Source organism: Sphingomonas sp. S-NIH.Pt3_0716 (assembly GCF_003950715.1).
In the GTDB taxonomy this organism is placed as follows: domain Bacteria; phylum Pseudomonadota; class Alphaproteobacteria; order Sphingomonadales; family Sphingomonadaceae; genus Sphingobium; species Sphingobium yanoikuyae_A.
This window is the reverse complement of sequence record NZ_QLJK01000032.1, coordinates 12818-37808: the sequence shown is the minus strand read 5'-3', so window position 1 is coordinate 37808 and position 24991 is coordinate 12818. Positions and strand designations below refer to the sequence as shown.

Sequence of the window (24991 nt, the reverse complement as noted above, 5' to 3'; positions counted from 1 at the left end):
CCGATGGTCTTTGGCCAAACCACGCATGCGGCCGAATACCGCCTGCGTATCCAAGGGGTTGGGCGTTGGAACGCCAAGCCTGGAAAAGCGAAAAGGGCGCCCGGAATTTCCGCGCGCCTTATCGGGTCACACGCTTACGGGCGACCTTCAAGCTGGGCGTCCACAAGCGCGATGGCCCGCTGGACGGCGGCGTCTATAGTCAAATTGCTGGTATCTAGCAAGTCGGCGCCGTCGGCCACCTTGAGCGGGGCATGATCGCGGCTCATGTCGCGGGTGTCGCGGGCCTGGATGTCGGCGATCAGGCTGTCCATGTCGGGTTCGCCGCCATGGGCCTGGGCGTCCTTGAAGCGGCGTTCGGCGCGGACATGGACGCTGGCGGTGACGAAGATCTTGGCATCGGCGTCCGGCGCGATGACCGTGCCGATGTCGCGTCCGTCAAGGATGGCGCCGCCCGGCTGGGTGGCGAAGTCGCGCTGGCGCTGGACCAGGGCGTCGCGCACGCTCTGATGCACCGACACGCGCGAGGCGAGGCTGCCAACCGCTTCGCTGCGCAGCGCCGGATCGGCCAGGATGGCGTCGTCAAAGCCGCAGGCGGCCAGCGCGTCGGCCTGATGATCCGGGTCGCCGCCCTTTTTCAGCACGGACAGGCCCACGGCGCGATAGAGCAGGCCGGTGTCGAGCACCGGCAGGTTGTAGTGGCGGCCCAGCGCCTTGGCGATCGTGCCCTTGCCCGATGCGGCGGGGCCATCGACGGCGATGATCATGCGATGGCTCCCAGCGTCTGGAGCAGGGTGGTGAAGGTCGGGAAGCTGGTCGCGACCGGGCGCATGTCGTCGATGGTGACGCCATCGCGAGAGACCAGGCCGGCGACCGCGAAGCTCATTGCGATGCGGTGGTCGAGCCTGGTGGCGATCGGGCCGCCGCCGGGCAGGGGCTGGCCGCCGCTGCCCTCGATGATGATGCCGTCCTCCAGTTCCTCGACCGTGACGCCGATCGCACGCAAGCCGGTGGCCATGGTGGCGATGCGGTCCGATTCCTTGACGCGCAGTTCGTCGAGGCCGCGGAAGATGCTGCGGCCATGCGCAAAGGCTGCCGCGACGAAGGCGACCGGATATTCGTCGATCATGCTGGGCGCGCGGGCGGGATCGGGCTCGACGCCGTTCAGGGCAGAGGTGGTGACGACCAAGTCGCCGACCGGCTCGCCGCCGACTTCGCGGGCGTTGATGATCTCGATCGATCCGCCCATTTCGCGCAGCAGGTCGATCAGGCCCGCGCGGGTGGCGTTGAGGCCGACATTGGCGATCGTCACCTGTGATCCCGGCACCAGCAGCGCCGCGACCATCGGGAAGGCGGCCGACGAGGGGTCGCCGGGCACGACGATATTCTGCGGCTTGAGTTCGGCCTCGCCCTTGAGCGTGATGATGCGGGTGCCGTCGGCCTGGACCTCGACCTCAAGGTCGGCGCCGAAGCCCTTGAGCATGCGTTCGCTATGGTCGCGGGTCGGGATCGGCTCGACCACGCGGGTGATGCCGGGCGTGTTGAGGCCGGCGAGCAGGATCGCCGACTTCACCTGGGCCGAGGCGACCGGCAGGGTGTAGTCGAGCGGCACGGCCGGGCAGGCGCCGGTCATGGTCAGCGGCAGGCGATCGCCGGGGCTGGCGGTGAAGCTGGCGCCGACGCGGGAGAGTGGTTCGGTAACGCGCGCCATCGGGCGCTTGCTGAGGGACGCGTCGCCCACGAAGGTGGCGGTGATGCCATGGCTGGCGACCAGGCCCATCAGCAGGCGGGTCGAGGTGCCGCTATTGCCCATGTCGAGCGCTTCCTGCGGCTGGAGCAGGCCGCCGACGCCGACGCCATGAATATGCCAGATGCCGTCATCGTCACGGCGGATGTCGGCGCCCATGGCGCGCCCACCGCCGCCATCGGCGGCGGATACTTTGGTAATTTTCGCGCCCATGGCGCGAAGGGCGGCCGCGGTGGCCAGCACATCCTCGCCCTCCAGCAGGCCTTCGACCCGGCTTTCGCCCACGGCCAGGGCGGACAGCATCAGCGAACGGTGGGAAATGCTCTTGTCGCCCGGAACCGCGACGCTGCCGGACAGGGCAGGGGCGGCGGTGAAGGTCATCGGGCTGGGTTGGTCATTATGGCTGGTCACGGGGTATCCATCATCTTGGAACCGAAAAAATGCGCCCGGCTTTTGACAGCGCGGTTTCGCTATGGCAAGGCGCCCGACGTTTCGTGGCCGACTTCCGTCGCGCCGCGTGATTTCTGTTTGAGCATCGAAGAAGGAACAGGCCGGACATGGTGAAGGCTGAATGGGGCACGAAGCGGACCTGCCCGAAATGCGCGACTCGCTTCTATGACCTGGGCAAGGACGACCCGGTGACCTGCATCAACTGCGGCGCCGCCTGGGAGCCCGAACCGGTGCTGAAGTCGAAGCAGCCGCTGCCCTATGAAGAGGCCGCGCCCAAGAAGGTCGTGGAAACGGCCGATGGCGAGCTGGAGACGGCGGACGATGATCTGGACATTGATCTGGACGTCGATGATGACGGCGATTCGCCGGATAATGACGTCGATCTGGGCGGCGATGACGACCTGGGCGTCGACGCCGGCAACGATGACGGCGACGACGACAATTAAGTGAAAATTCTGCTTGCCAACGGGATCGGCTGATCCTAGAGGCAGCGACCTCCGAGGCGCCGGACCCAACGGCGCCTCAAGATGGTACGGGGCCTTAGCTCAGCTGGGAGAGCGCCTGCATGGCATGCAGGAGGTCAGCGGTTCGATCCCGCTAGGCTCCACCAATTTTTTCGGCCGACGGCTTGTGCCGGACATGGTCTGATCCATTCGGGACGCGGTTCGCGCCGTATCAGGATGGGGCCTTAGCTCAGCTGGGAGAGCGCCTGCATGGCATGCAGGAGGTCAGCGGTTCGATCCCGCTAGGCTCCACCAATTTTTTCGGCCGACGGCTTTTGCCGGACATGGTCTGATCCATCGGGACGCGGTTTGCGCCGTATCAGGATGGGGCCTTAGCTCAGCTGGGAGAGCGCCTGCATGGCATGCAGGAGGTCAGCGGTTCGATCCCGCTAGGCTCCACCATTTTTCTTCACATAGCATCATGCACACGCGCCGCATGGGATTGCGTTGATGGCCTTCGGATTCGGTCGGGCCGGCTGCGGCGTCATTGCCTGTTGGCGGCAAATTTCACTACATTCGCAATAACGATGTCGGGCTTTGACGGCTGACGACCAAACGCAGACGCTCAATCATTGCCATCCGCATTCTGAAACCCACCGCTGATCAAAAGCGCAGGTCGAAAGCCGAATAGTCAAATCTGGTGAAAAGCGGGCACGGTGCAGCCTCGCAGGCTCCCCTCACATCCGCTTAGTCGAGTTCGCGATAGCGCGACCGAGCCTCCTGTTCTGCTTCATCCGACGAGCCGAACAATCCTGTCTCTAACAAGCCCGGTTGCCAGAAATCCGCTTCGCTTTCGGCAACGTATTCAAGCTGATCTGCGTAGAAGCAGAATAGGCCATCGTTCCGCTGGCAAATGGCGACGACGAAGCGCCCGTCCCCGCTCGCTACTGTGCAAACCTCCCGATGCCGCTCCGATCGGTAAATCCACCAATGCTCTTGCCGACGATTGTCTTCCATGGCGTCAACCAGCACGGATCACGAATGTTCGCAACTGGACGAATGTTGCCAAACGATTTTCTTCGCGCAGCGTCAGCTATCGCCGGTCATCACCCCAGAAGCGGACCGTCGCCTTCCCACCCTCTTAGGCCATTCCTGCTTTTGCGAATGAGGACGGGGCAACGCCGTTCAGGCCAGCGTGACGAAGCTGTCCATCACCCGCTTGCGGCCGGCGGTTTCGAAGTCGATTTCCAGCTTGTTGCCCTCGATCGCGGCAATCGTGCCATAGCCGAATTTCTGGTGGAAGACGCGCTGGCCGACGGACACATCGTCGCGGCCCTTGTTGCCGAGCGACACGGCGGAGGTGCGGGCTTCGACGATTCGCACGGGCTCGCGGCTGAACTGGCCGCTGGTCTGGGCGCGTTGCCAGCCCGGCCCCCGCGACGAGCCGCGCGCGACATTGGCGAAGGGGTCGTCCCGTTCCGACCAGTTGGCGCGCCAGAGCGAGGCGCCGCCGGACATGCTGCTTTCCTCGTCCACATGTTCGGGTGGCAATTCGCCGACGAAGCGGGAGGGGATGGAGCTGGTCCACTGGCCATAGATGCGGCGGTTGGCGGCGTGGAGGATGGTGCAGCGCTTGCGCGCGCGGGTGATCGCCACATAGGCGAGGCGCCGTTCCTCCTCCAGGCTGTTGAGCCCGCCTTCGTCGAGCGCGCGCTGCGAAGGAAAGATGCCTTCCTCCCAGCCGGCGAGGAAGACATTGTCGAATTCAAGGCCCTTGGCGGCGTGGATGGTCATGATGGTGAGCTTCTGCTCATCCTGCTGCGCCTCATTGTCCATGACCAGGCTGACATGTTCGAGGAAGGCGCCCAGCGTCTCATATTCCTCCATCGCGCGGGTGAGTTCGCTCAGATTTTCGAGGCGCCCGGCGCTTTCGGTCGAGCGTTCGGCCTGGAGGGTGGCGGTATAGCCGCTTTCGTCCAGGATCTGACGCGCCAGTTCGGCATGGGGCAGCTGCGCGGCGCGATCGCGCCAGCGGGCGAGGTCGCCGATGAAGGCGCCGAGCGAACGGCGCGCCTGGGGCGTCAGTTCGTCGGTGTCGAGGATGCGTGCAGCAGCAAGGGCGAGGGGAATGCCCTCCGCGCGCGCCAGCCGGTGCAGCTTCTCGACCGCCTTGTCGCCCAGGCCGCGCTTCGGCACGTTGACGATGCGTTCGAAGGCCAGGTCGTCGGCCGGCTGGTTGACGAGGCGCAGATAGGCGAGCGCGTCGCGGATTTCGGCGCGCTCATAGAAGCGGAAGCCGCCGACGATGCGATAGGGCAGGCCGATCTGGATGAAGCGGTCTTCGAACTCGCGGGTCTGGTGCTGGGCGCGGACGAGGATCGCGACCTCGTCCAGCGAGCCGCCGGCGCGGGCGATCGCCTCGATCTCGTCGCCGACGCGGCGGGCTTCCTCCGGCCCGTCCCACACGCCCAGCACGCGCACCTTTTCGCCGACGTCGATGTCGGTCCACAATGTCTTGCCCAGGCGATTGCCATTTTCCGCGATCACCCCGGAGGCGGCGCCCAATATGTGCGGGGTGGAGCGGTAATTCTGTTCCAGGCGAACGATCACGGCGCCCGGAAAATCCTTTTCGAACCGCAGGATATTGGCGACTTCTGCGCCACGCCATGAATAGATGGACTGGTCGTCGTCGCCGACGCAGCAGATATTCTTGCGGGTCTGGGCGAGGAGGCGCAGCCAGAGATATTGGCTGGAGTTGGTGTCCTGATATTCGTCCACCATGATATATTTGAAGCGCTGCTGATATTGCTCCAGCACGTCGCGGTGGCGCTTCAAGATGGTGAGAGAATGGAGCAGTAAGTCACCAAAATCGCAGGCGTTCACTTCACGCAGGCGAGCCTGATAGGCGGCGTAGAGCTTCTGCCCCTTACCATGGGCATAGCCCTCCGCCTCGCCGGCACCGACTTCCTCCGGCGTGAGGCCCTTATTCTTCCACTGGTCGATCAGGCCAGCGAGCTGGCGGGCGGGCCACCGCTTCTCGTCAATCCCCTCCGCCTGGATCAACTGCTTCATCAGGCGCAACTGGTCGTCGGTGTCGAGGATGGTAAAATTGGACTGAAGGCCCACCAGTTCGGCATGGCGGCGCAGCATCTTGGCGGCGATCGCGTGGAAGGTGCCGAGCCAGGGCATGCCCTCGACCGCCGGGCCGATCATCCGGCCGACACGCTCGCGCATTTCCCGTGCCGCCTTGTTGGTGAAGGTCACGGCCAGGATTTCCGATGGCCAGGCGCGCTGGGTCGCGACCAGATGGGCGAGGCGGGCGGTGAGCGCTGCGGTCTTGCCCGTGCCCGCGCCGGCCAGCACCAGCACCGGCCCCTCCGTGGTCAGCACAGCTTCGCGCTGCGGTTCGTTGAGGCCCTTCAGATAGGGCGGGTCATTGGGAGAGGGGGCAGGCACGGTCATGGGCGATCAACTAGGGATGGGCGGTTGCGGGGGCAAGGGCGGATGGCCTTGCAGCGGGACGCAATCTATGAGAACAAAAAGGGAATCACGCAAGATGCGAATGGAGCAAGATGATGGTGACGGGGCGGTGCCAGTGCGGGGCGATCCATTATGCGGCGGAGGGCGAGCCGGTTTACAGCGCGCTGTGTCATTGCAGCGATTGCCGGATGAGCGCGGGCGCGCCGATGGTCGGCTGGGCGCTGTTCGCGCATGACAAGGTGACGATAGAGGGCGATCCGGTCACCTACCAATCGTCGGACAATGCGACCCGCCATTTCTGCGGCATTTGTGGCACCGGGTTGTTCTACACCAACCCGACGGTCTTTCCCGGCATGATCGACATCCAGAGCGCGACGCTGGACGACCAGAGCGCCTTTCCGCCGGCGGTGCATGTCCAATATGCCGAGGCGGCGCCGTGGATGGCGGCGGCGCATGACCTGCCCCGGTTCGATCGATACCCGTCGGACTGAGTGCGGCCGACGTCAGCGGCGGCACGGTTCGTCGCTGATGCGGAACAGGGACGCGGGGCGGCCGGTTTCTCCCTTGCTCGGGGCAAGGAGTAGAAGGACCAACCCGATGAAGATCATCATGATCGCCGGCTTTGCCGCTTTGTCGATGGCAGCGCTGCCCGGTCAGGCCGGGGCGCAGGCGATGTCGCCGCCGGCCCAGAACCAGGATCCCAATGCGGCCCAGCCGACTGGCGCGGTGCCGGCCGAGACGGGCATGGTGCCGGCGCCTGCGGACGTGCCGCGCGATCCGGCCGCGCCGGTGGGCACGGCGGCCAATCCTGTGACGGTAGGCGGCAACATGACGCCGCCGCCGACCGAGGCAAAGGCCTATCCGGTCTGCGGCAAGGGCGTGCAGGACGGGTGCGTCAATCCGGGCGAGGCGAAGAAGAGGATGCGCAGGCCGGGCTGAGATCCGGTTTGGGATCGGCAGCGGCAGCGGCAGCGGCAGGGCCGGGCAGGGCGGCGATGAGCGCTGCGAGGCCGGTCCGGTCACGCGCCGCGTCGGCCAGGCTATAGCCGTCCAGCACAGTCAGGAAAGCACCGACCGCCTGGGCCAATATGCCTGACAGGCCGCAGGCCGGGCGGATCGCGCAGGACGCGCAATCGGCCATCGCCATATCCGGCTCGCTATGGCGCACGACCGCGCCGATGCGGATATCGACAGGGTCGGCGGCAAGGGTGAAGCCGCCGCCGCGGCCGCGCTGGGTGCGGATGAAGCCACCCTGGCCCAGGCCATGCACCACCTTCATCAGATGATTACGCGACAGGCCATAGGCGTCGGCAATTTCCGGGATCGTCGCCCGTCCGCCCGAAACGGCGGCGAGATGGATCAGCACGCGCAGCGCATAATCGGTGTGGCGGGTCAATTGCATCGCGCCCTCCTATCCTGCGGGCAGAGCGTCATAAACATATATTCAATTTACATCTTAAAAGATGCATATTAAATGAACCTTATCGAGTCCCCGATAAGGAGCCTGTCATGCGCGAAAATTTGTCCCCCGAAACCATCGCCATCGTGAAGGCGACCGGCCCGGCGCTGCGCCGCCATGGCGTCGAGATCACCACCCGCATGTATGCACGGCTGTTCGAGGATGCGTCGATCAAGGACATGTTCGATCAGGCGGCGCAGGCCAGCGGCGAGCAGCCGCGCCGGCTCGCGGCGGCGATCCTGGGCTTTGCCGAGAATGTCGACAAGTTGCAGGCGCTGGACGGCGCGATTGCGCGCATGGTGCAGCGCCATGTCGATACCGGGGTGCAGCCGGACCATTATCCCAAGGTGGCGGCCGCGCTGTTGCCGGCGATCCGCGAGGTGCTGGGCGAAGAAGTGGCGACCGATGAAGTGCTGGCCGCCTGGGCGGAAGCTTATACTTTCCTGGCCAATATCCTGATCGGCAAGGAACAGGCGGCCTACGCGGAGGCCGCCTGATATTCCGCCTGATCGTTACGCGGCGGGCGCGCTGTCCTCTGCGCGGAGCAGGGTGAGGCGCGCCTTGCCGACGTCGCGCACGGCGTCGACGGTGAAGCCCTTGACCGCGACGTCCTCGCGCCGGTCGGTTTCGATGCTGATCCAGGTGGCCGGGCTGGTCCAGCCCAGGCGCGCCAGCTTGTCGAGCGCGACCTGGCCCGCGCCGGTATCATAGGGCGGGTCCATGAAGATGAGGTCGAGCGGCGTCTTCGTCGGGCCGAGCGAGAGCACGCTGGTCTGGCGGATGTCCGGGCGCAGGCCGAGCTTGTCGCCATTGGCGCGGATCGCGTCGATCGCCGCCTTGTCCTGCTCGACGAACAGGCAGGAGCCGGCGCCGCGCGACAGGGCTTCAAAGCCCAGCGCGCCCGAGCCCGCGAAGAAGTCGCCCACGGCCAGTCCCTCGAACGATCCCAGTCGGCTCGCCAGCATCGAGAAGAGCGTTTCGCGGGTGCGGTCGCCGGTGGGACGAGTGGCGTCGCCCTTGGGCGCGACCAGCGGACGGCCGCGCCATTGACCCGAGATAATCCTCATTTCTGTGCTTTCTTCAGGCTGCTGCGGAAGGCGACCAGGTCATGCTGGCGCACTTCCTCGACCGCGCCGCCAGGCAGTTCGCCCAGCTCGAACGGGCCGTAGCTGGTGCGGATCAGGCGATTGACCTTGAGTTCGAAATGTTCGAGCACGCGGCGCACTTCGCGGTTCTTGCCTTCGGTCAGGGTCATTTCGATCCACTGGTTGCGGCCGGTGCGCCGTTCCAGATTGGCCTCGATCGGACCATATTGGATGCCGTCAATCTCGATGCCGTCGAACAGATCCTCCAGCTGCTGTTGGCTGACCTCGCCAAAGGCGCGGGCGCGATAGGTGCGCGGCACGCCGGTCGAGGGCAATTCCATCTCGCGCTTGAACTCGCCGTCGGTGGTGAGCAGCAACAGCCCCTCGGTATTCATGTCGAGGCGGCCGATCGGCATCAGCCGCGGCAGGTCGTCGGGCAGGATGTCGTAGATGGTCGGCCGTCCGGCGGGGTCGCGCTCCGTGGTGAGGAAGCCGGTCGGCTTGTGGAACAGGAACAGGCGTGCGGGCGCGGGCGCGGCGACCGGATCGCCGTCGACGGTGACGCCATGGAGCGAGGTCAGCAGCGTCGCGGGGGTATCGATCGTGACGCCGTCCCTGGCGATACGGCCTTCCTCGATCATCCGCTCGATCTCGCGGCGCGAGGCGATGCCGGCGCGGGCGAGCAGCTTGGCGATGCGCTGGGGTTCGCCCTTGCCGCTGGTTTCCGCGGCGGCACGGGCCGGGTGCGGGTTGGCGACATGGGGCGCAGCCGGCTTCTTGCTGCCGGGGCGGCGCGGCGGATAGGATGTGCCGCCCATACGACCTTCAGTGCGGCCTTCCGGGCGCGGGCGGGCCGGGCGGTCACCGAAAGCGGGGCGGGCGGCGCGCTCGCCAAAGGGCGCGCGCGCGGGACGATCTCCAGCGGCCGCGCGCTCGGGGCGCTTGCCTTCGGTCGGGCGACCGCTGCGGGCGGGCCGTTCGCCACGCGGGGCGGGGCGGCCCGGACGGCCTTCGTTCCGGCTGTCAAAACGACCTTCGTTGCGGCTATCCGGTCGGGCGTCCGATCGGGCGGGGCCACGGCCAGCGCCGCGATCGGCGCCGCCACGCGATCCGGGGCCGGAGGGACGCTTGGGACCGCCCGGACCTGACCGGCGCGGCGGACCAGATTTTTTTGGCGGTTCCACTTGATGCATTCCTTTTCGTGACGGGTGGCCATCCCCATATCAGGGCGGCATGTGCAATATGATGAACGGTGCCATAGCGCCGTCCATGTGAACGGCAAAGCCCCGGCCGGGCGCAACCCGGCGCCGGGGCGCGGCGTTGGTCGGTTGCATGGCGGAAACGGGGCAGGACAGCAAATGTTTTTCGGGCGAATCAGAGGGGACGACACCGCCAGGGACGGGGCGAGAGACGGGGCAGGTGCGCCGCGCAACGTCATTCGCAGCGTGCTGGTGGTGGAGGATGAACCGCTCGTCGCCTTCGACCATGAGCATATCCTGTCCCAGGCAGGCTATCGCATCGCCGCCACCGTCGACAGCCACACCCATGCTGCCCGCGTGATCGATGCCGGATCGGTCGATCTGGTCGTCACCGACATCAATCTGCGCGGTGGGCGCTGCGGCATTGAGGTCGCGCGTCATGCCCATGCGCGCCAATTGCCGGTGCTGTTCGTCACCGGTGCCTGTCCCGCCGATGCGCGATCGCTGGCGGTCGGCTGCCTCGCCAAGCCCTTCGCCCCGCGCGATCTGCTGGCGGCGATCGCGGTGGTCGATGCTGTGCTGGCCGGACGTGCGCCACCACGCAAGCCGCGCGGCATGAAGCTGTTCGCCGAGATCGCCTGACGCCGGGCTGATCCGGGGCAGACAGGCGGCCGTGCCGCTTGCCTCTGCTGCATTTGCTCATATGGTGGCGCCCGGATCGCATCATCGGGGGCATCACAGATCATGACGGAATTGGCCGGCGGCACGCGCAGCTGGAGCGACGCGGTAAAGCCCTATGTGCAGAAGGAGCCGCTGGCGGCCTTCTTCCTGGGGGTTTCGTCAGGCTTTCCCTATGCGATGATCGGTGCCACGCTGACGACGCGGCTGGCACAGGACGGCATCGACAAGAAGGCGGTGACCGCCTTCACGCTCGCCTTCCTCGTCTATAATCTCAAATGGCTATGGGCCTGGATGGTCGATGGCGTGCGCCTGCCGATCATCGGCCGGTTGGGGCAGCGCGTATCCTGGCTGTTGCTGACGGGGCTGCTGGTGATGGCGGCGGTCGCCAATCTGGCGCTGGTCGATCCGACCACCGGCCTGTTGCAGACGGCCTATGCCGCGATCCTGGTCGGCGCTGCGGGGGCGACCTTCGACATCGTGATCGATGCCTATCGGATCGAGACGCTGAAGCCCGAACAACTGGGCGTGGGATCGGGCATGTCGCAATATGGCTGGCGGATCGGGTCGGTGGCGGCCGGCGCGCTGGCGCTGGTGCTGGCGGCGCGGATCGGCTGGCATGGCGCCTATCTGGCCTGCGCGGTCTTTGCCCTGCCGGCGATGCTGACCGGGCTGGTGCTGGGCGAGCCCGAACGGCACCGCGAGGCCGCGGCGCGGCGCGGCATGGGCGAAGTGTGGCAGTCGATCGCCGGTCCGCTGGTGGAGTTTTTCCGCCGCCGGGGCGCGGTACTGGTCCTCTGCTTCATCCTGCTGCACAAGATCGGCGACACGCTCGCCAACCTGACCTTTCGCCTGCTGTTCGACGATATGGGCTACAGCAATGACGAGATCGCCATCTATGACGTCGGCATCGGATTCTGGGCCTATCTGATCGGCATCTTCGTTGGCGGCATCCTCTATGCGCGGCTGGGCATGAAGCGGTCGGTGCTGATCAGCCTGGTGCTGATGTGTGTGTCCAATTTCAGCTTCGCGGCGCTGGCGGCGCTGGGCAAGAGCAACTGGGGCATGGCCGGGGCGATCGGTTTCGAGAATTTCGCGAGCGGCATCGGCGGCGTCACTGTCGTCGCCTATTTCTCGGCGTTGTGCGACTTGCGCTTCACGGCAGCCCAATATGCGCTGATCTCTGCAGCGGCGAGCATCGTCGGCCGTTTCCTGACCGGGACGACCGCCGGCGCGTTGATCGAGCGGTTCGGCTATGTCGATTTCTACCTGCTGACGACGGCGCTGGCAGTGCCGGGCATCCTGCTGTTCTGGCTGATGATGCGGGCCGGGCTGATCGACGCGAGCATCGGCACGGCGGCAAGCGCCGATGGCGACAGGGCTAACGGAAGCATCGCATGATCTTCCTCGTCGCGTCCATCTGTATCCAGATCATCTGTGCGGTCGATGTCGTGCGCAGCGGCCGCAACCAGATCTGGATGCTGTTCATCTTCCTCTTCTCTCTCGCGGGCTGCTTTGCCTATCTGATGCTGGAGGTGCTGCCGGCCTATTGGGGCAATCGCCATCTGCGCACCGCGCGCAGCCAGGTGGTCGGCAAGGTCGATCCCGAACGCGGCCTGCGCAAGGCGCGGGCTGATCTGGACCTGGCCGAGACCGCCGCCAACCGGATCGCACTGGGCGATGCGCTGCTGGACCTGGGCCGCTTTGCCGAGGCAGAGGCGGCCTATCGCAAGGGGCTGGCGCTGGGGCCGGGGCAGGATGCGACGACGCAGGTGAAGCTGGCGCAGACCATGTTCGAACTGGGGCGCAGCCGCGAGGGACTGGCGGAGCTGGACGATGTGCCAGAAGTCGGCCGGGGCAGCGAATGGGATCGGCGCGCGCTGCTGCGGGCGCGGATGCTGGCCGATATCGGTGAGGATGCGCAGGCGCGCCTGCTGTTCGAGGATGTGATGAGCCGCTATGCCGGCGAGGAGGCGCGCTGCCATTATGCCGCCTTCCTGCTGGAGCAGGGCGACCGGCTGCGCGCGCGGCAGATATTGGAGGAGGTCGAGCAGCGGGCCAGGCGGCTCGACCGCACCCAGCGCGCCGCCCAGGCCGACATGTATCGCTGGGCCGGCGAGCGGCTGGCGGAGTTGCGGAAGGCGGCGGCTTAAGAGGCGGCGTAGAGGTCCAGCGGCCGGCCAAGGTCGCTATGCGCCTGCGCCACCGCCTGCAGGCAGGTGAGCGCGCCCAGCGCATCGTCATTGCCCAGCAGTCCCGAGACATTGTCGAAAGCGGTATGCGGATCACGCAGCGCATCGCCCACCGCCTGCATGATCGCCGCCTCATCCGCCGTCATCCGCGCGCAGCAACAGGGGGCTACCATGATCTTGCGGCTGGCGGCGCGCGCCAATTCCAGCATCATCGCGCGCATCAGCACCAGGGGCCGGCGATAGCTTTTGCCGAAGGCGCCCAGCATCGCATTGGCGGCATGGGCATCATTGACCCCGGCCGTCGCCATGCGGCGCATGACGAACAGGAACAGCCGATTGCCATAGCCGCCCGGAATGGGCCGGGGCAGTTCGACGGGGTAGCTTTCTCCATATGCCATGCGGGTGCGCCTTTGTGTGACTCGGGGACACACAAGCTACGCTATTGCGAGGCATTCGCAAGTCTAAATCAGTCGGGCAATTGTCCGTTCAACCGCAAAATCTCTCCGGCCATATAGAGCGATCCGGCGATCAGGATGATCGGTGCCGCATCCTGGGCCTGGGCGGCATCCTGCGCGATGGCGGCGATCGCCGCTTGCGGGCCGTCATGGGCGGTGCAGCCTATGCCCCAGCGGGCGGCGACGGCGGCGAAGCGTTCGGGCGGATGATGATCATGCCCCGGCACCGGCAGCGCATGGATATGGGCGATCCGGCCGCCGAACGGCGCGAGATAGGCGTCCATATCCTTGTTGGCGAGCATGCCGATGACGAGCTGGATCTGGCGGCTGTGCAGCCGATCGGCGGTGAAGAAGGCGCTGATCGCCTGGCCTGCGGCTTCATTATGGCCGCCGTCGAGCCAGGCTTCCGCCGCTTCGGGCAGGGCGGCGAGCAGCGGGCCGCGCTCCAGCCGTTGCAGCCGGGCAGGCCAGTGCGCCCAGAGTGGCGCGGCCTTCAGCGCCGCCTCGCTGATCGGCACGGCCTGCTGATGGCGGAGCATGGCGATGGCCAGCGCGACATTCTGGACCTGATGCGCGCCGGGCAGGCGCGGCATCGGCACGTCGACATGGCCCTGTTCGTCGCGATAATGGACCCGGTCGCGATAGACGGCCGCGTCCCAGGCAATGCCCATGGCGAGCCATAGGGTGCCGGCGCGATCGGCGGCGTCCTGCATGACAGGGGCAAGGGCTGCCTCATAGCGCTGCGTCACCAGCGGCGCGCCGGGCTTGGCGATGCCGGCCTTTTCCGCGGCGATCACGGGTAGCGTGTCACCCAGGAAGGCCTGATGATCGATGCCGAGCTGGGCGATGCCGCAGACTACGGGGTCGACGATGACGTTGGTGGCGTCGAGCCGCCCGCCAAGGCCGACCTCGATGATGCAGGCGTCGGCATTATGTTCGGCAAAGGCGAGGAAGGCGGCGGCGGTCGTCACCTCGAAGAAGCTGGCGCCGATCCCTTCGGCCACGTCCAGCACGCGAGCGAGATAGGCGGCCAGCATGGCATCGTCGATCAGCTTGCCGGCGATGCGAATGCGCTCGTTGAAACGGACCAGATGGGGCGAGGTGAAGACGTGGACGGTCTTGCCGTCCGCCTCCAGCGCGGCGCGCAGGAAGGCGCAGGTCGACCCCTTGCCGTTGGTGCCGGCGACATGGAAGACCGGCGGCAGGCGAAGGTGGGGATCATCCAGCCGCTCCAGCAGCCGGGTGATCCGCTCCAGTCCCAATATGTCGGCGCCGGGGGACAGCGACCAGAGCCGGTCAAGCTGGGCCTGGACCTGCGGGTCGTCCGAAACGGCATGGTCGGCCATGGCGCGCTGATCCCCCTATCGCGCTTTTGAGGCTCAGGCGGCGGCGCGCGGCGTCAGATAGCCGATCACGCGGGCCAGCGTGTCGCGCAGTTCGCTGCGATGGACCACCATGTCGAGCATGCCATGGTCGAGCAGATATTCGGCGCGCTGGAAGCCTTCGGGCAGCTTTTCGCGGATGGTGCTTTCGATGACGCGCTGGCCGGCGAAGCCGATCAGGGCATTGGGCTCCGAAATCTGGATATCGCCCAGCATCGCATAGCTGGCGGTGACGCCGCCGGTGGTCGGATCGGTCAGCACGACGATATAGGGCAGGCCCGCCGCATGCAGCTTCTGGATCGCCACGGTGGAGCGCGGCATCTGCATCAGCGACAGGATGCCTTCCTGCATGCGTGCGCCGCCGGCGGCGGTGAAGATCACATAGGGGCATTTATGCGCGATCGCGTCATTGATGCCCTGGATGAAGGCCGCGCCCACGCCCATGCCCATGGAGCCACCCATGAACGCGAAATTCTGCACGCCCATGACCAGCGGCACATCGTCGATCGCGCCGCGCGCGTTGATGAGCGCGTCCTGGTCGCCGGTGGAGGCGCGGGCGGCCTTGATCCGGTCCGGATAGCGCTTGCTATCCCGGAACTTGAGCGGATCTTCCGGCACGCCGGGCGTCGGCAGCAGGATGAAGCCGGCGTCAAGGATCTGCTCGAACCGTTCCGACGGACCGATGCGGCCATGATGGTCGCAGCGCGGGCAGACCGAGAGATTTTCCTCCCATTCCTTGATGAAGACCATTTCCTTGCACGACGGGCACTGATGCCAGAGCGTTTCGGCGGTGGTTTCCTTCTTGGTGAAGGGCAGGGCGTTACGAACGCGGTTGATCCAGCTCATGCTGCGGTCTCCCGGATAGAAGTGGTGAGGGCGCCGCTAAGCGACGCGACGAATTCCTGGACGAAGGGGCCGGCGGCATCGCCGTGCGAGCCGACGATGTCGACGATCGCCGAACCGACCACCACGCCATCGGCAACGCGGCCGATGGCGGCCGCCTGTTCGGGCGTGCGCACGCCGAAGCCGACCGCGATTGGCAGGTCGGTGGCGGCCTTCAGCCGATCGACCGCCATTTCGATATTGGCCTGCGCCGCCTGCTGCTTGCCGGTGATGCCGGCGACGGCGACATGGTAGAGGAAGCCGCTGGCGCCGTTCAGCACGGCGGGCAGGCGGGCCGCATCCGTGGTCGGGGTCGCAAGGCGGACGAGATGGACACCGACGGCGCGCAGGGCGGGGCCGAGTTCGGCATCTTCCTCTGGCGGGATATCGACACAGATCACGCCGTCGACACCGGCGGTCTGGCACTGGTCGGCGAACCATGCGGACCCGCGCGCCAGCATCGGATTGGCATAGCCCATCAGGATCAGCGGCGTTTCCGGATGGCGCGCGCGGAAATCGGCGGCGAGGGCGAAGACGTCCTTGGTCTTGGTCCCCGAGCCGAGGCTGCGCAGGTTGGCCAGTTCGATCGCCGGGCCGTCGGCCATCGGATCGGTGAAGGGCATGCCCAGTTCGATGATGTCGGCGCCGCCCGCGACCAGCGCATCGAGGATGGCGGGGGTCGAGGCGACGTCCGGGTCACCGGCGGTCACGAAGGTGATGAGCGCGGCGCGGCCCTGCGCCTTGCAGGCGGCGAAGCGGGTGGCGAGACGGTCGGTCATGCTCACATCTCCACTCCCAGCGCGTCGGCGACGGTGAAGATATCCTTGTCCCCCCGGCCCGACAGATTGACGACGATGATCTTGTCCGCGTCCAGCGTCGGCGCGACCTGTTCGGCGGCGGCCACGGCATGGGCGGATTCGAGCGCGGGGATGATGCCTTCGAGGCGCGAGAGGGTCTGGAAGCTTTCCAGCGCCTCGTCATCCTTGATCGGCAGATATTTCACCCGACCAATCTCGTGCAGCCAGCTATGTTCCGGGCCGATGCCGGGATAGTCCAGACCCGCCGAAATGCTGTGCGCTTCGGTGATCTGGCCGTCCTCGTCCTGGAGCAGATAGGTGCGGTTGCCGTGCAATATGCCCGATGCGCCGCCAGCCAGCGAGGCTGCATGCTTCTTGTCGAGGCCTTCGCCGGCCGCTTCCACACCGATCATCGCGACTTCGGGATCGTCAAGGAAGGGGTGGAACATGCCGATGGCGTTGGAGCCACCGCCGACCGGGGCGATCAGCATGTCGGGCAGGCGGCCTTCGGCCTCGATGATCTGCGAGCGGATTTCCTTGCCGATGATCGACTGGAAATCGCGCACCAACTCCGGATAGGGGTGCGGGCCGGCGGCGGTGCCGATGATGTAGAAAGTGTCATGGACGTTCGACACCCAGTAGCGCAGGGCGTCGTTCATCGAATCCTTGAGCGTCGAGGAGCCGGAATGCACCGGGATCACCTCTGCGCCGAGCAGCTTCATGCGGAAGACGTTGGGCTTCTGCCGCTCGACATCCTTGGCGCCCATGAAGATCTTGCATTCCATTCCGAACAGGGCGGCGACGGTTGCGGTTGCGACGCCATGCTGGCCCGCGCCGGTCTCGGCGATGACCTTCTTCTTGCCCATGCGGCGGGCAAGCAGCGCCTGGCCGATGCAATTGTTGATCTTGTGCGCGCCGGTGTGGTTGAGTTCCTCGCGCTTCAAATAGATCTTGGCACCCTTGCCGGGTTCGGCCTTGGCGCGCAGCGCTTCGGTCAGCCGCTCGGCATAATAAAGCGGGTTGGGGCGGCCGACATAGGAGCGCAGCAGCTCGGCATATTCGGCGTGAAATTCGGGATCGGCCTTGGCGGCCTTATAGACCTTTTCCAACTCCAGGATCAGCGGCATCAGCGTTTCGGCGACATAGCGGCCGCCAAAGGCGCCGAAATGGCCATTATCGTCAGGCTGGCTGCGAAGGCTGTTGGGCAGGGTAATGGTGTCGGTCATGAATATCTTTCCGGGGACAAATGATGGGCGTTCGCTTGTGGTCAGGAAGCGATCAGCGCCATCGTCCTTCGATGCGCATGGCAGGGGCGTTCAGCGTCAACATGCCGACACCGCTTTGCAGAAGGCCATGATCTTGTCCACACTCTTGATGCCCGGTGCATCCTCGACGCCCGAAGAAACGTCGATCAGCGGCGTGTCGGTCAGGCGGATCGCCTCGCACGCATTGTCGATGCCAAGGCCACCCGAAAGCCCCCAGGGCGCGGGCATGGCGACGCCGCGCAGCAAGGTCCAGTCGAAGCGCAGGCCCATGCCGCCGGGCAGCGCCGCGCCATCGGGCGTCTTCGCGTCGAACAGCAGCCGGTCGACCGTGCCGGCATAGGCCTGGGCCGCGTCGATGTCGGCGCGGGTCTTGACCGAAATCGCCTTCCACACCGGCAGGCCGAAACGCTGGCGGATAGCGGCAACCCGCTCCGGGCTTTCCTTGCCATGGAGTTGCAGGGCGCTGAGTGCGCCGGTGCCGGTCAGGCGGGCAAGCTGTTCGTCATCGGCATCGACGACCACGGCGACGCGATCGACATGGGCCGGGACGGCCGCAGCGAGCGCGCGCATCTGGTCGGCTTCGACATGACGCGGGCTCCTGGGGAAATGGACGAAGCCGACATGGCTCGCTCCGGCCTGCACGGCGGCGCCCACCGTCTCCAGCGTCGACAGGCCGCAGATCTTGATCGCGATTCGGGACATGGGCGGGCCTTTAGACCGTAAGGGAAGGGAAGTCACATCCTGGTGGGAGTAGGCATATGGCCATCGCAGGTCAGGTCCATGTCATGCAGCGCCAGCCATTCGTCGGCATGGGTGATGCAGGCCTGACCAAGAAAGGCGTCCGCGGCCGCGATGATCGCCTCGTCATCCAGAATTGCCGGGTCGAGCGGGGCATGCCAGTGAAGGTCGAAGTGGGCGCCCGCTGTTCGTGCTAGATAGAAGGGAGTGAGACGGGCGCCGGTCTTGCGCGCCAGGCGCAGGGCAATCGACAAATTGCCCGACGGCGGCAGCGGTCGGCCGAAGCGCGGAAACCAGACCTGCTGCTCGCGCCGTTCGTCGACCAGAATATAGAGCATCGCCCGGTTCTTGGCCAAATGGCGCATGATCTCACGCGCGGCGCCGCCGCTACCCGTGATCGCTTCCCCCATATAGCTTTGTCGCGCACGCTTGAGCTGAGCGGCGACGCGCGGATCCTCCGGCGGGTCGTAGACCCCCAGCGGCGGCCGGTCGGTCGCGTCCTTGAGGTGGGCAGCCATCAGATCCCAATTGCCCATATGGGTGGTGAGGAAGATCATGGGGCCGGGCATGTCGAGCACCGTCCGATAGCCCGCGGCATCGATCACCCGGACATGGCGGGGACTTACCAGTCGGTCGATATTGGCGAGTTCGGCCAACGTGCGGCCAATGTTGAACCAGCGCCTCGTCAGGATCGCCTCCCGATCGGCTTCCGGCAGATCGGGCCGCAACAGCGCCAGATTGGCGCGTGCACGGGCATCGCGGAGTTTCATGCGGGGGCGGGCAAGCCGAACGGACAACCAGCCACCAAGCCAGGATGCCAGGCTGGCAGGGAGGTGGCGGAGCAGGGTGAAGAGAAAGGGGTTGGAGAGCATGGTCCTGACCGTCATACAGGACCGGTTGAGGCGGTAAAGAGCCGCGAAGGGGGCTGGTGGTGACGATGATGCTGGCGCTGTGGCTGCTGCTCCAGGCGCTGAGCCTGATGGGCGTGGTCAATTATTGGCGTCATCTGCCGGCGGACCGGCAGGAGGAGGCGCCCGACGGCGCGGTCATGATCATGTCGGTGCGCGATGACTGGGAAGGTGGCAGCGAACTTGTCACCCGGTTGAAGGCGCAGAGCGCGTCGTTCCGACTGCTGCTCGCGACCTCCGGCGCCTGTGCAGCGGCGGAGGCGCTGGCTGCCGCCGAGCCGGATTGGGTGCAGATCGTGCGCGCCGGCGTGGCGCGCGACGAGGGGCAGAAGGTCCACAAGCTGCGGGCGGCGCTCAAGGCGCTGCGCGACGCGGATCGTTACCTGATCTTCATTGATGCGGATATCGAGCCGCCGGCGCGGCTGGCCGGGCGGCTGCTCTTCCCACTGGTGCGGGGCAAGGCGGATATCGTGACAGGCTATAGGCTGCTGCTGCCGGCCGGGCTGGGCATGCCGGCGCTGGTCGGCGCGGTCGAACTGCAACTGGCGACGCTGCCGCGCGCGGCCAGTTCCACCATGCCCTGGGGCGGGGCAATGGCGATGACGCGCGCCGCCGCCGAGCGGATCGATATCGATGCGGCGCTGGCCGGGCGCCTGTCCGACGACATGGCGATCGGACTGGCTGGATGGCGCGCGAAGCTGCGGATGCGGCCGGTGCGCGACCTGCTGGTGGCGAGCCCGCTGGACGGAAGTTTGAGCGCGCTCTGGAATTTTGGCGTGCGTCAATATCGGCATATCCTCACCAACAGCCCGCGCATGTGGGCGGTGGCGACCGGCGCGGTCGCGTTGCAATCGGGTTTCTGGCTGTGGGCGCTGGGCTGGGGCGGCTGGCCGGCCATCGCGATCGGCTATGGCACTGCCTGGGGGCGGGCGGCGACGCGGCGGCGGATATTGGCGGCCGTGCTGGAGCCAGAGCAGGCGGCGCGGGCGCGCCGATCGCTCTGGTGGGACATGGTGACGCCCTTTGCCGTCTGCTGGGCGCATCTGGCGGTGCAGCTACAGGCTGCCACATCCAATCGCATCAGTTGGGGCGGCTGGACCTATCGCGTCGTGCGTGGCCGGGTGGTGGAGATGGGGCGGGGGTAGTTCCCTTCCTCCCCGAGGCTGGCTCGGGAAGAAGGGGAATGGATCAGAACCCAGCCGGGAACAAATGATTGCCGGCGTCGTCGAGGCGCAGGATCACCTTGCCGGCGACGGCGCTGATCGGCAGGTCGCCATAGAGATGGGGGAAGAGGGCGCCGCCGCGCGACACTTCCCATTTGATCGCCTCGCCAAAGGGGGCGAGGTCGATCATCAGCATCACCAGCCGATCCTGTCCCGCGAAATGCTTGGCCGCCGTTTCGGCCGCCTGATCGCGCGTGGACATGTGGATATAGCCGTCCTGCAGGTCGATCGGCGCGCCCTTGAACACGCCGTCGGCCTTGAACTGGTCATATTGCTCGGCGGTCAGGATCTTGTAGGCGAACAGCTCGCTCACGCCTCGCTGCCCTCGCTGCCGGCTTCCGGGGCGGTTTCGGGTGCGCCCTCGATGGTGCCTTCGGCCGGTGCCTCCGCATTGTCATCTTCGCCGTCCTCGATCCGGGCGGTGGACACGACATGCTCGTCCTTGGCGACGTTGAACAGGCGCACGCCGGCCGAGTTGCGGCCGATCACGCGCATCGACGACAGGCCCATGCGGATCAGCTTGGCCTGATCGGTCACGAGCATCAGATGATCCTCATGCGCGACCGGGAAGCTGCCGACGACCAGGCCGTTGCGGGCGATATTGTCGATATTGGTGATGCCCTGGCCACCGCGACCGGTGCGGCGATAATCATAGGCCGAGCTGATCTTGCCATAGCCATTGGCGCAGACGGTCAGGATGAACTGTTCCGCCTGGGCAAAGGCGGCCATGCGTTCGGCGCTGTTGATCGCCGGGGTGGCTTCATTTTCCTTCCAGGGGGCGGCGCGCAGATAGTCGTCGCGTTCCTCCGTGGTCGCGTCGAAGCCCTTGAGGATCGAGAGCGAGATGACCTCATCGCCGTCCTTGAGCGTCATGCCGCGCACGCCGGTCGAGGTGCGGCTCTGGAATTCGCGCACGTCGGTGGCGGCGAAGCGGATCGCGCGGCCCTGGCGGGTGGCGAGCAGCACATCGTCCTCTTCGGTCAGCAGTGCAACGCCGATCAGGCGATCGTCGCTGCCTTCGTCGAAGCGCATCGCGAGCTTGCCGTTGCTGGGCACATTGGCGAAGGCATCCATGCTGTTGCGGCGCACGGTGCCGTTCGCGGTGGCGAACATGACGTGCAGTTCCTTCCAGCTTTCCTCATCCTCAGGGAGCGGCAGCACGGTCTGGATGGTTTCGCCCGGTGCCAGCGGCAGCAGGTTGATCATCGGCCGGCCGCGGGTGGCGGGGCCGCCCTCGGGCAGGCGCCAGACCTTGAGGCGATAGACCTTGCCCGCGGTCGAGAAGAACAGCACCGGCGTGTGCGTCGAGGTGACGAACAATTCGGTGACGGCGTCCTCATCCTTGGTCGCCATGCCCGAACGGCCCTTGCCGCCACGGCCCTGGGCGCGGAAGCTCTCCAGCGGGGTGCGCTTGATATAGCCCTGCACGGTGACGGTGACGACCATCTCCTCGCGCTCGATCAGATCCTCGTCATCGATGCCGTCGGCGGCAGGGGCGATGACCGACACGCGCGGCGTGGCAAATTCGCTCTCGATCGCCTCGAACTCTTCGCGCATCACGGCGTAGAGCTTCACCCGGTCACCCAGGATGGCGAGATATTCGGCGATGGCTTCGGCCAGTTCGGCCAGTTCCTTGCCGATTTCGTCACGGCCGAGCGCGGTCAGGCGGTGGAGGCGTAGGTCGAGGATGGCGCGGACCTGCACGTCGCTGAGCTTGTAGCTCTCACCGCTGACTTCGGTCTCGATCGCCTCGACCAGGGCGAGATAGGGCGCGATCTCGCCGATCGGCCATTCGCGCGCCAGCAGCGATTCGCGGGCGGCGGCCGGGCTGGCCGAACCGCGGATGATCTTCACCACCTCGTCGAGATTGGTGACCGCGACGACCAGGCCCAGCAAGATATGGGCGCGGTCGCGCGCCTTGTTCAGCTCGAACTTGGTGCGGCGGGTGATGACCTCTTCGCGGAACTTGACGAAGGCTTCGATGATCTCGCGCAGGCCCAGCAGTTCCGGGCGGCCGCCACGGATCGCCAGCATGTTGGCGGGGAAGCTCGACTGGGCCGGGGTGTTGCGCCACAGCTGGTTGAGGACGACGTCCGGGGTGGCGTCGCGCTTCAGGTCCATGACGATGCGCACGCCTTCGCGGCTCGATTCGTCACGAATGTCGCTGATGCCCTCGATCCGCTTGTCCTTGGCGGCTTCGGCGATCTTTTCGACCAGGCCGCTCTTGCCGACCTGATAGGGGATGGAGGTAAGGACGATCGAGCGACGGTCGCCACGGCCTTCCTCCACCTCGTGCCGGGCGCGCATCAGGATCGAGCCGCGACCGGTATGATAGGCATTGCGGGCGCCGGACTGGCCCAGGATCAGCGGCGCGGTCGGGAAGTCGGGGCCGGGGACGATCTGGATCAGTTCGTCGGTCGAGATTGCCGGGTTTTCGATATAGGCAAGGCAGGCGCGCAGCACTTCGCCGAGGTTATGCGGCGGGATGTTGGTCGCCATGCCGACGGCGATGCCGCCGGCGCCGTTGACCAGCAGGTTGGGGAAGCGGGCGGGCAGCACCTGCGGCTCGCTTTCCGACGCGTCATAGTTGGGGGTGAAGTCGACGGTGTCCTTGTCGAGATCTTCCAGCAGCGCGGTCGCGACCTTGGCCAGGCGCGCTTCGGTGTACCGCATGGCGGCTGGCGGATCGGGGTCCATCGAACCGAAGTTCCCCTGACCATCGATCAGCGGCACGCGCATCGACCAGTCCTGGGTCATGCGGGCCAAGGCGTCGTAGATCGAGCTGTCGCCATGGGGGTGATATTTACCCATGACTTCACCGACCAGACGGGCCGACTTGCGATAGGGGCGGTTGTAGACGAAGCCCGATTCCTGGGCCGAGAAGAGAATGCGGCGATGCACCGGCTTCAGGCCGTCGCGCACGTCCGGCAGGGCGCGGGAGACGATCACAGACATGGCATAGTCGAGATAGCTCGACTTCATCTCATCAACGATGCTGATGGGGCTGATGTCCGAAGGGTCGGCGAGGACGGTCTCGTCGGTCAAGGCGATTCTCTTTTTGGATGGGTGTGATGCGTTGCCACTGCACTAGCCGAGCGAAACAAATCTGTCACCCCTCGCGCGCGCCCGCGCGCCCGCATGTGCAGCCAAGGCGGTGATTGGCGGGCGCGAAGAAAAGCGGAACGAAGCGGCAGCATGACAGTTGCAAAATGCGCGGATATAGGCTTGTTCAAAGCCCGTTCACGCGCCGACCCCTAATCGGCGTTCAACCCGGATGTCGCCTGTGGTCCCCCTGTCAGGCGCGAAAAGGAGATGAGGATCATGCGTTTTGTTACCCCGCTGTCGCTCGCGCTGGCTCTGGCGCTGACCGGCGGCGCCGTTTCGGCTCCCGCCTCCGCCGCGAAGAAGGAAGAAAAGCCGGCCGGCCGCAAGCTGAACGTGTCGCCCGAAGTGCTCAAGTCGCTCCAAGCGGCCCAGAAGGCGTCCGATGCCCAGGATTTCGCCGGTGCCAAGACGGCGCTGACCGAGGCCGATGGCAAGGCGGCGTCGAACGACGACAAGTACCAGATCGGCGCGATCAAGCTGAACACCGGCATCCAGAGCAAGGATGACGCGCTGAAGATGGAAGGTCTCAACCAGATGCTCGACAGCGGCCTGACCCCGCCCGAGCAGACCGGCCAGTTCAACATGGTGGCGGCCGATGCGGCTCTCGCTCAGAAGAATTACGACGTCGCGATTTCGCGTGGCCAGGCGGCGCTGGCTGCTGGCTACAAGGCCGAGCAGGTCAACCCGACCATCGCCCAGGCCTATTTCGGCAAGGCCGGCACCGGCAATGCCTCGGCCGAGCCGGCGCGTGGCTTCAACCAGCAGGGCCTCGCTGCGCTGAAGGCGGCGGCTGACGCGACCAAGGCGTCGGGCCAACCCGTGCCGGCGCAATGGTATCAGATCGGCGTCAGCCGTGCGGCTGCAGCGCGCCTGCCGGAAGTCACCGACTGGGCCAAGTGGGCCTATGCCGCCAATCCGAGCGGTGAAAATCTGCGCACGCTGATCCGCCTGTTCCAGCAGGCGAACCCGAACATCACCAACCGCGAAAATCTGGACGTGCTGCGCCTGATGTCGGCGGCCAAGGGTCTGGTGGTCGCTGCGGACTTTACCGAACTGGCCGAAATGGCGTCGAAGACGGGCATTTATGGCGAGGTCAAGTCGACGATTGACGCCGGTCGCGCCAAGGGCGTGCTGAACGCCAGCCAGGCGGGCGACATCTATCAGGCCGCCGTGGGTCGCATTCCGGGCGACAAGTCGTCGCTGGGCGCCGCCGAAGCGGATGCCGGCAAGGCTGCCAATGGCAAGGTCGCGGCTGCGACCGGCGACGCCTATCTGGGCTATGGCGACTATGCCAAGGCGGCGGCGATGTTCGAACTGGCCAAGCAGAAGGGTGGCGTCGACGCCGACGAGATCAACACCCGCCTGGGCATTGCCAAGACCATGGGTGGCGACAATGCCGGCGCCAAGTCGGCGTTCGAGGCAGTCCAGGGCGGTGCGCGTAAGCAGATCGCTGATCTGTGGCTGACCTATCTGGGCACCAAGGCCTGAATCTAGTATAAGGCGCGC

25 protein-coding genes and 3 tRNA genes are annotated in these 24991 nt (G+C 66.2%); 12 read left to right on the top strand and 16 right to left on the bottom strand.

What is annotated here, in order from left to right:
- Positions 1 to 134: 134 nt before the first annotated feature.
- Both BRX37_RS21325 and aroA read right to left on the bottom strand, forming a co-directional pair.
- Positions 135 to 764, bottom strand: a complete 630-nt coding sequence (locus BRX37_RS21325; protein ID WP_125989288.1) for a (d)CMP kinase — start codon at positions 762 to 764, stop codon at positions 135 to 137.
- The gene (gene aroA, locus BRX37_RS21320) at positions 761 to 2125 is read right to left on the bottom strand and encodes a 3-phosphoshikimate 1-carboxyvinyltransferase (protein ID WP_206434204.1); all 1365 of its coding nucleotides are present in this window, start codon (positions 2123 to 2125) and stop codon (positions 761 to 763) included. The genes BRX37_RS21325 and aroA overlap by 4 nt, the downstream gene beginning before the upstream one ends.
- Before the next feature lie 176 nt (positions 2126 to 2301).
- Between aroA and BRX37_RS21315 the strand changes: the two genes are divergently transcribed.
- The 4 genes from BRX37_RS21315 to BRX37_RS21300 all read left to right on the top strand — a co-directional run bounded on the left by BRX37_RS21315 (position 2302) and on the right by BRX37_RS21300 (position 3099).
- Entirely contained in the window at positions 2302 to 2640 is a 339-nt protein-coding gene (locus BRX37_RS21315) for a TIGR02300 family protein (RefSeq protein ID WP_004207671.1), read from the top strand.
- Positions 2641 to 2728: 88 nt separating this feature from the next.
- Positions 2729 to 2804, top strand: a tRNA-Ala gene (locus BRX37_RS21310).
- A 72-nt stretch (positions 2805 to 2876) separates the two neighbouring features.
- Positions 2877 to 2952 (top strand) — tRNA-Ala (locus BRX37_RS21305).
- Positions 2953 to 3023: 71 nt separating this feature from the next.
- Positions 3024 to 3099 (top strand) — tRNA-Ala (locus BRX37_RS21300).
- Between the two features lie 285 nt (positions 3100 to 3384).
- Here BRX37_RS21300 and BRX37_RS21295 read toward each other — a convergent pair.
- On the bottom strand, positions 3385 to 3669 hold the full coding sequence (locus tag BRX37_RS21295) for a hypothetical protein (RefSeq protein WP_125989284.1): 285 nt from the start codon (positions 3667 to 3669) through the stop codon (positions 3385 to 3387).
- A gap of 153 nt (positions 3670 to 3822) precedes the next feature.
- Positions 3823 to 6099 carry an ATP-dependent helicase gene (locus BRX37_RS21290; protein WP_125989282.1) on the bottom strand — a complete coding sequence of 759 codons (2277 nt, stop codon included), beginning with the start codon at positions 6097 to 6099 and terminating at the stop codon, positions 3823 to 3825.
- Positions 6100 to 6212: 113 nt separating this feature from the next.
- Here BRX37_RS21290 and BRX37_RS21285 point away from each other — a divergent pair, with 113 nt between their 5' ends.
- Both BRX37_RS21285 and BRX37_RS21280 read left to right on the top strand, forming a co-directional pair.
- The gene (locus BRX37_RS21285; protein WP_125989333.1) at positions 6213 to 6608 is read left to right on the top strand and encodes a GFA family protein; all 396 of its coding nucleotides are present in this window, start codon (positions 6213 to 6215) and stop codon (positions 6606 to 6608) included.
- Positions 6609 to 6714: 106 nt separating this feature from the next.
- Complete coding sequence (locus BRX37_RS21280) at positions 6715 to 7056, top strand: hypothetical protein (protein ID WP_010336087.1); 342 nt, start codon at positions 6715 to 6717, stop codon at positions 7054 to 7056.
- Here the strand turns inward: BRX37_RS21280 and BRX37_RS21275 are convergent.
- On the bottom strand, positions 7013 to 7519 hold the full coding sequence (locus tag BRX37_RS21275; protein WP_125989280.1) for an Rrf2 family transcriptional regulator: 507 nt from the start codon (positions 7517 to 7519) through the stop codon (positions 7013 to 7015). The two genes, BRX37_RS21280 and BRX37_RS21275, sit on opposite strands and share 44 nt — an antisense overlap.
- Positions 7520 to 7626: 107 nt before the next feature.
- On the opposite strand from BRX37_RS21275, the gene BRX37_RS21270 reads away from it, so the two are divergent.
- A complete protein-coding gene (locus BRX37_RS21270) occupies positions 7627 to 8073 on the top strand; it encodes a globin domain-containing protein (protein WP_125989278.1) in 447 nt (148 codons plus the stop codon).
- Between the two features lie 15 nt (positions 8074 to 8088).
- On the opposite strand, the gene rsmD is transcribed toward BRX37_RS21270, so the two are convergent.
- Both rsmD and BRX37_RS21260 read right to left on the bottom strand, forming a co-directional pair.
- Positions 8089 to 8643 (bottom strand): 16S rRNA (guanine(966)-N(2))-methyltransferase RsmD, encoded by a 555-nt coding sequence (rsmD, locus tag BRX37_RS21265; RefSeq protein WP_125989276.1) that lies wholly within the window; start codon positions 8641 to 8643, stop codon positions 8089 to 8091.
- A complete protein-coding gene (locus tag BRX37_RS21260) occupies positions 8640 to 9845 on the bottom strand; it encodes a pseudouridine synthase (protein ID WP_125989274.1) in 1206 nt (401 codons plus the stop codon). Before BRX37_RS21260 ends, rsmD begins: the two co-directional genes overlap by 4 nt.
- Before the next feature lie 174 nt (positions 9846 to 10019).
- On the opposite strand from BRX37_RS21260, the gene BRX37_RS21255 reads away from it, so the two are divergent.
- From BRX37_RS21255 to BRX37_RS21245, 3 genes are all read left to right on the top strand, one after another.
- Positions 10020 to 10502 (top strand): response regulator, encoded by a 483-nt coding sequence (locus BRX37_RS21255; protein WP_125989272.1) that lies wholly within the window; start codon positions 10020 to 10022, stop codon positions 10500 to 10502.
- Positions 10503 to 10604: 102 nt separating this feature from the next.
- Entirely contained in the window at positions 10605 to 11939 is a 1335-nt protein-coding gene (locus BRX37_RS21250; protein WP_125989270.1) for an AmpG family muropeptide MFS transporter, read from the top strand.
- The gene (locus BRX37_RS21245; protein ID WP_125989268.1) at positions 11936 to 12691 is read left to right on the top strand and encodes a tetratricopeptide repeat protein; all 756 of its coding nucleotides are present in this window, start codon (positions 11936 to 11938) and stop codon (positions 12689 to 12691) included. The genes BRX37_RS21250 and BRX37_RS21245 overlap by 4 nt, the downstream gene beginning before the upstream one ends.
- On the opposite strand, the gene BRX37_RS21240 is transcribed toward BRX37_RS21245, so the two are convergent.
- The 7 genes from BRX37_RS21240 to BRX37_RS21210 form a co-directional block, all read right to left on the bottom strand.
- The gene (locus BRX37_RS21240; RefSeq protein ID WP_125989266.1) at positions 12688 to 13128 is read right to left on the bottom strand and encodes a DUF6628 family protein; all 441 of its coding nucleotides are present in this window, start codon (positions 13126 to 13128) and stop codon (positions 12688 to 12690) included. The two genes, BRX37_RS21245 and BRX37_RS21240, sit on opposite strands and share 4 nt — an antisense overlap.
- A 68-nt stretch (positions 13129 to 13196) precedes the next feature.
- Entirely contained in the window at positions 13197 to 14531 is a 1335-nt protein-coding gene (locus BRX37_RS21235; RefSeq protein ID WP_125989264.1) for a bifunctional folylpolyglutamate synthase/dihydrofolate synthase, read from the bottom strand.
- Between the two features lie 33 nt (positions 14532 to 14564).
- Entirely contained in the window at positions 14565 to 15413 is an 849-nt protein-coding gene (gene accD / locus BRX37_RS21230) for an acetyl-CoA carboxylase, carboxyltransferase subunit beta (RefSeq protein WP_004207658.1), read from the bottom strand.
- Positions 15410 to 16228 carry a tryptophan synthase subunit alpha gene (gene trpA / locus BRX37_RS21225; RefSeq protein ID WP_125989262.1) on the bottom strand — a complete coding sequence of 273 codons (819 nt, stop codon included), beginning with the start codon at positions 16226 to 16228 and terminating at the stop codon, positions 15410 to 15412. Before trpA ends, accD begins: the two co-directional genes overlap by 4 nt.
- Positions 16229 to 16230: 2 nt before the next feature.
- Positions 16231 to 17472 (bottom strand): tryptophan synthase subunit beta, encoded by a 1242-nt coding sequence (trpB, locus tag BRX37_RS21220; RefSeq protein WP_125989260.1) that lies wholly within the window; start codon positions 17470 to 17472, stop codon positions 16231 to 16233.
- A 96-nt stretch (positions 17473 to 17568) separates the two neighbouring features.
- Positions 17569 to 18213: a phosphoribosylanthranilate isomerase gene (locus tag BRX37_RS21215; RefSeq protein WP_125989258.1), complete on the bottom strand. Its 645-nt coding sequence runs from the start codon at positions 18211 to 18213 to the stop codon at positions 17569 to 17571.
- 32 nt (positions 18214 to 18245) lie between these two features.
- Positions 18246 to 19121, bottom strand: a complete 876-nt coding sequence (locus BRX37_RS21210; protein WP_125989331.1) for a lysophospholipid acyltransferase family protein — start codon at positions 19119 to 19121, stop codon at positions 18246 to 18248.
- A 65-nt stretch (positions 19122 to 19186) separates the two neighbouring features.
- On the opposite strand from BRX37_RS21210, the gene BRX37_RS21205 reads away from it, so the two are divergent.
- On the top strand, positions 19187 to 20302 hold the full coding sequence (locus BRX37_RS21205) for a glycosyltransferase family protein (RefSeq protein WP_125989329.1): 1116 nt from the start codon (positions 19187 to 19189) through the stop codon (positions 20300 to 20302).
- A gap of 43 nt (positions 20303 to 20345) precedes the next feature.
- Here the strand turns inward: BRX37_RS21205 and BRX37_RS21200 are convergent, their stop codons facing one another.
- Together BRX37_RS21200 and gyrA are read right to left on the bottom strand one after the other, a co-directional pair.
- Positions 20346 to 20693 carry a DUF952 domain-containing protein gene (locus BRX37_RS21200; protein ID WP_010336100.1) on the bottom strand — a complete coding sequence of 116 codons (348 nt, stop codon included), beginning with the start codon at positions 20691 to 20693 and terminating at the stop codon, positions 20346 to 20348.
- Positions 20690 to 23425, bottom strand: a complete 2736-nt coding sequence (gene gyrA / locus BRX37_RS21195; protein ID WP_125989256.1) for a DNA gyrase subunit A — start codon at positions 23423 to 23425, stop codon at positions 20690 to 20692. The genes BRX37_RS21200 and gyrA overlap by 4 nt, the downstream gene beginning before the upstream one ends.
- 276 nt (positions 23426 to 23701) lie before the next feature.
- On the opposite strand from gyrA, the gene BRX37_RS21190 reads away from it, so the two are divergent.
- A complete protein-coding gene (locus BRX37_RS21190; RefSeq protein WP_004207650.1) occupies positions 23702 to 24973 on the top strand; it encodes a YfgM family protein in 1272 nt (423 codons plus the stop codon).
- The last annotated feature ends 18 nt before the right edge of the window (positions 24974 to 24991 follow it).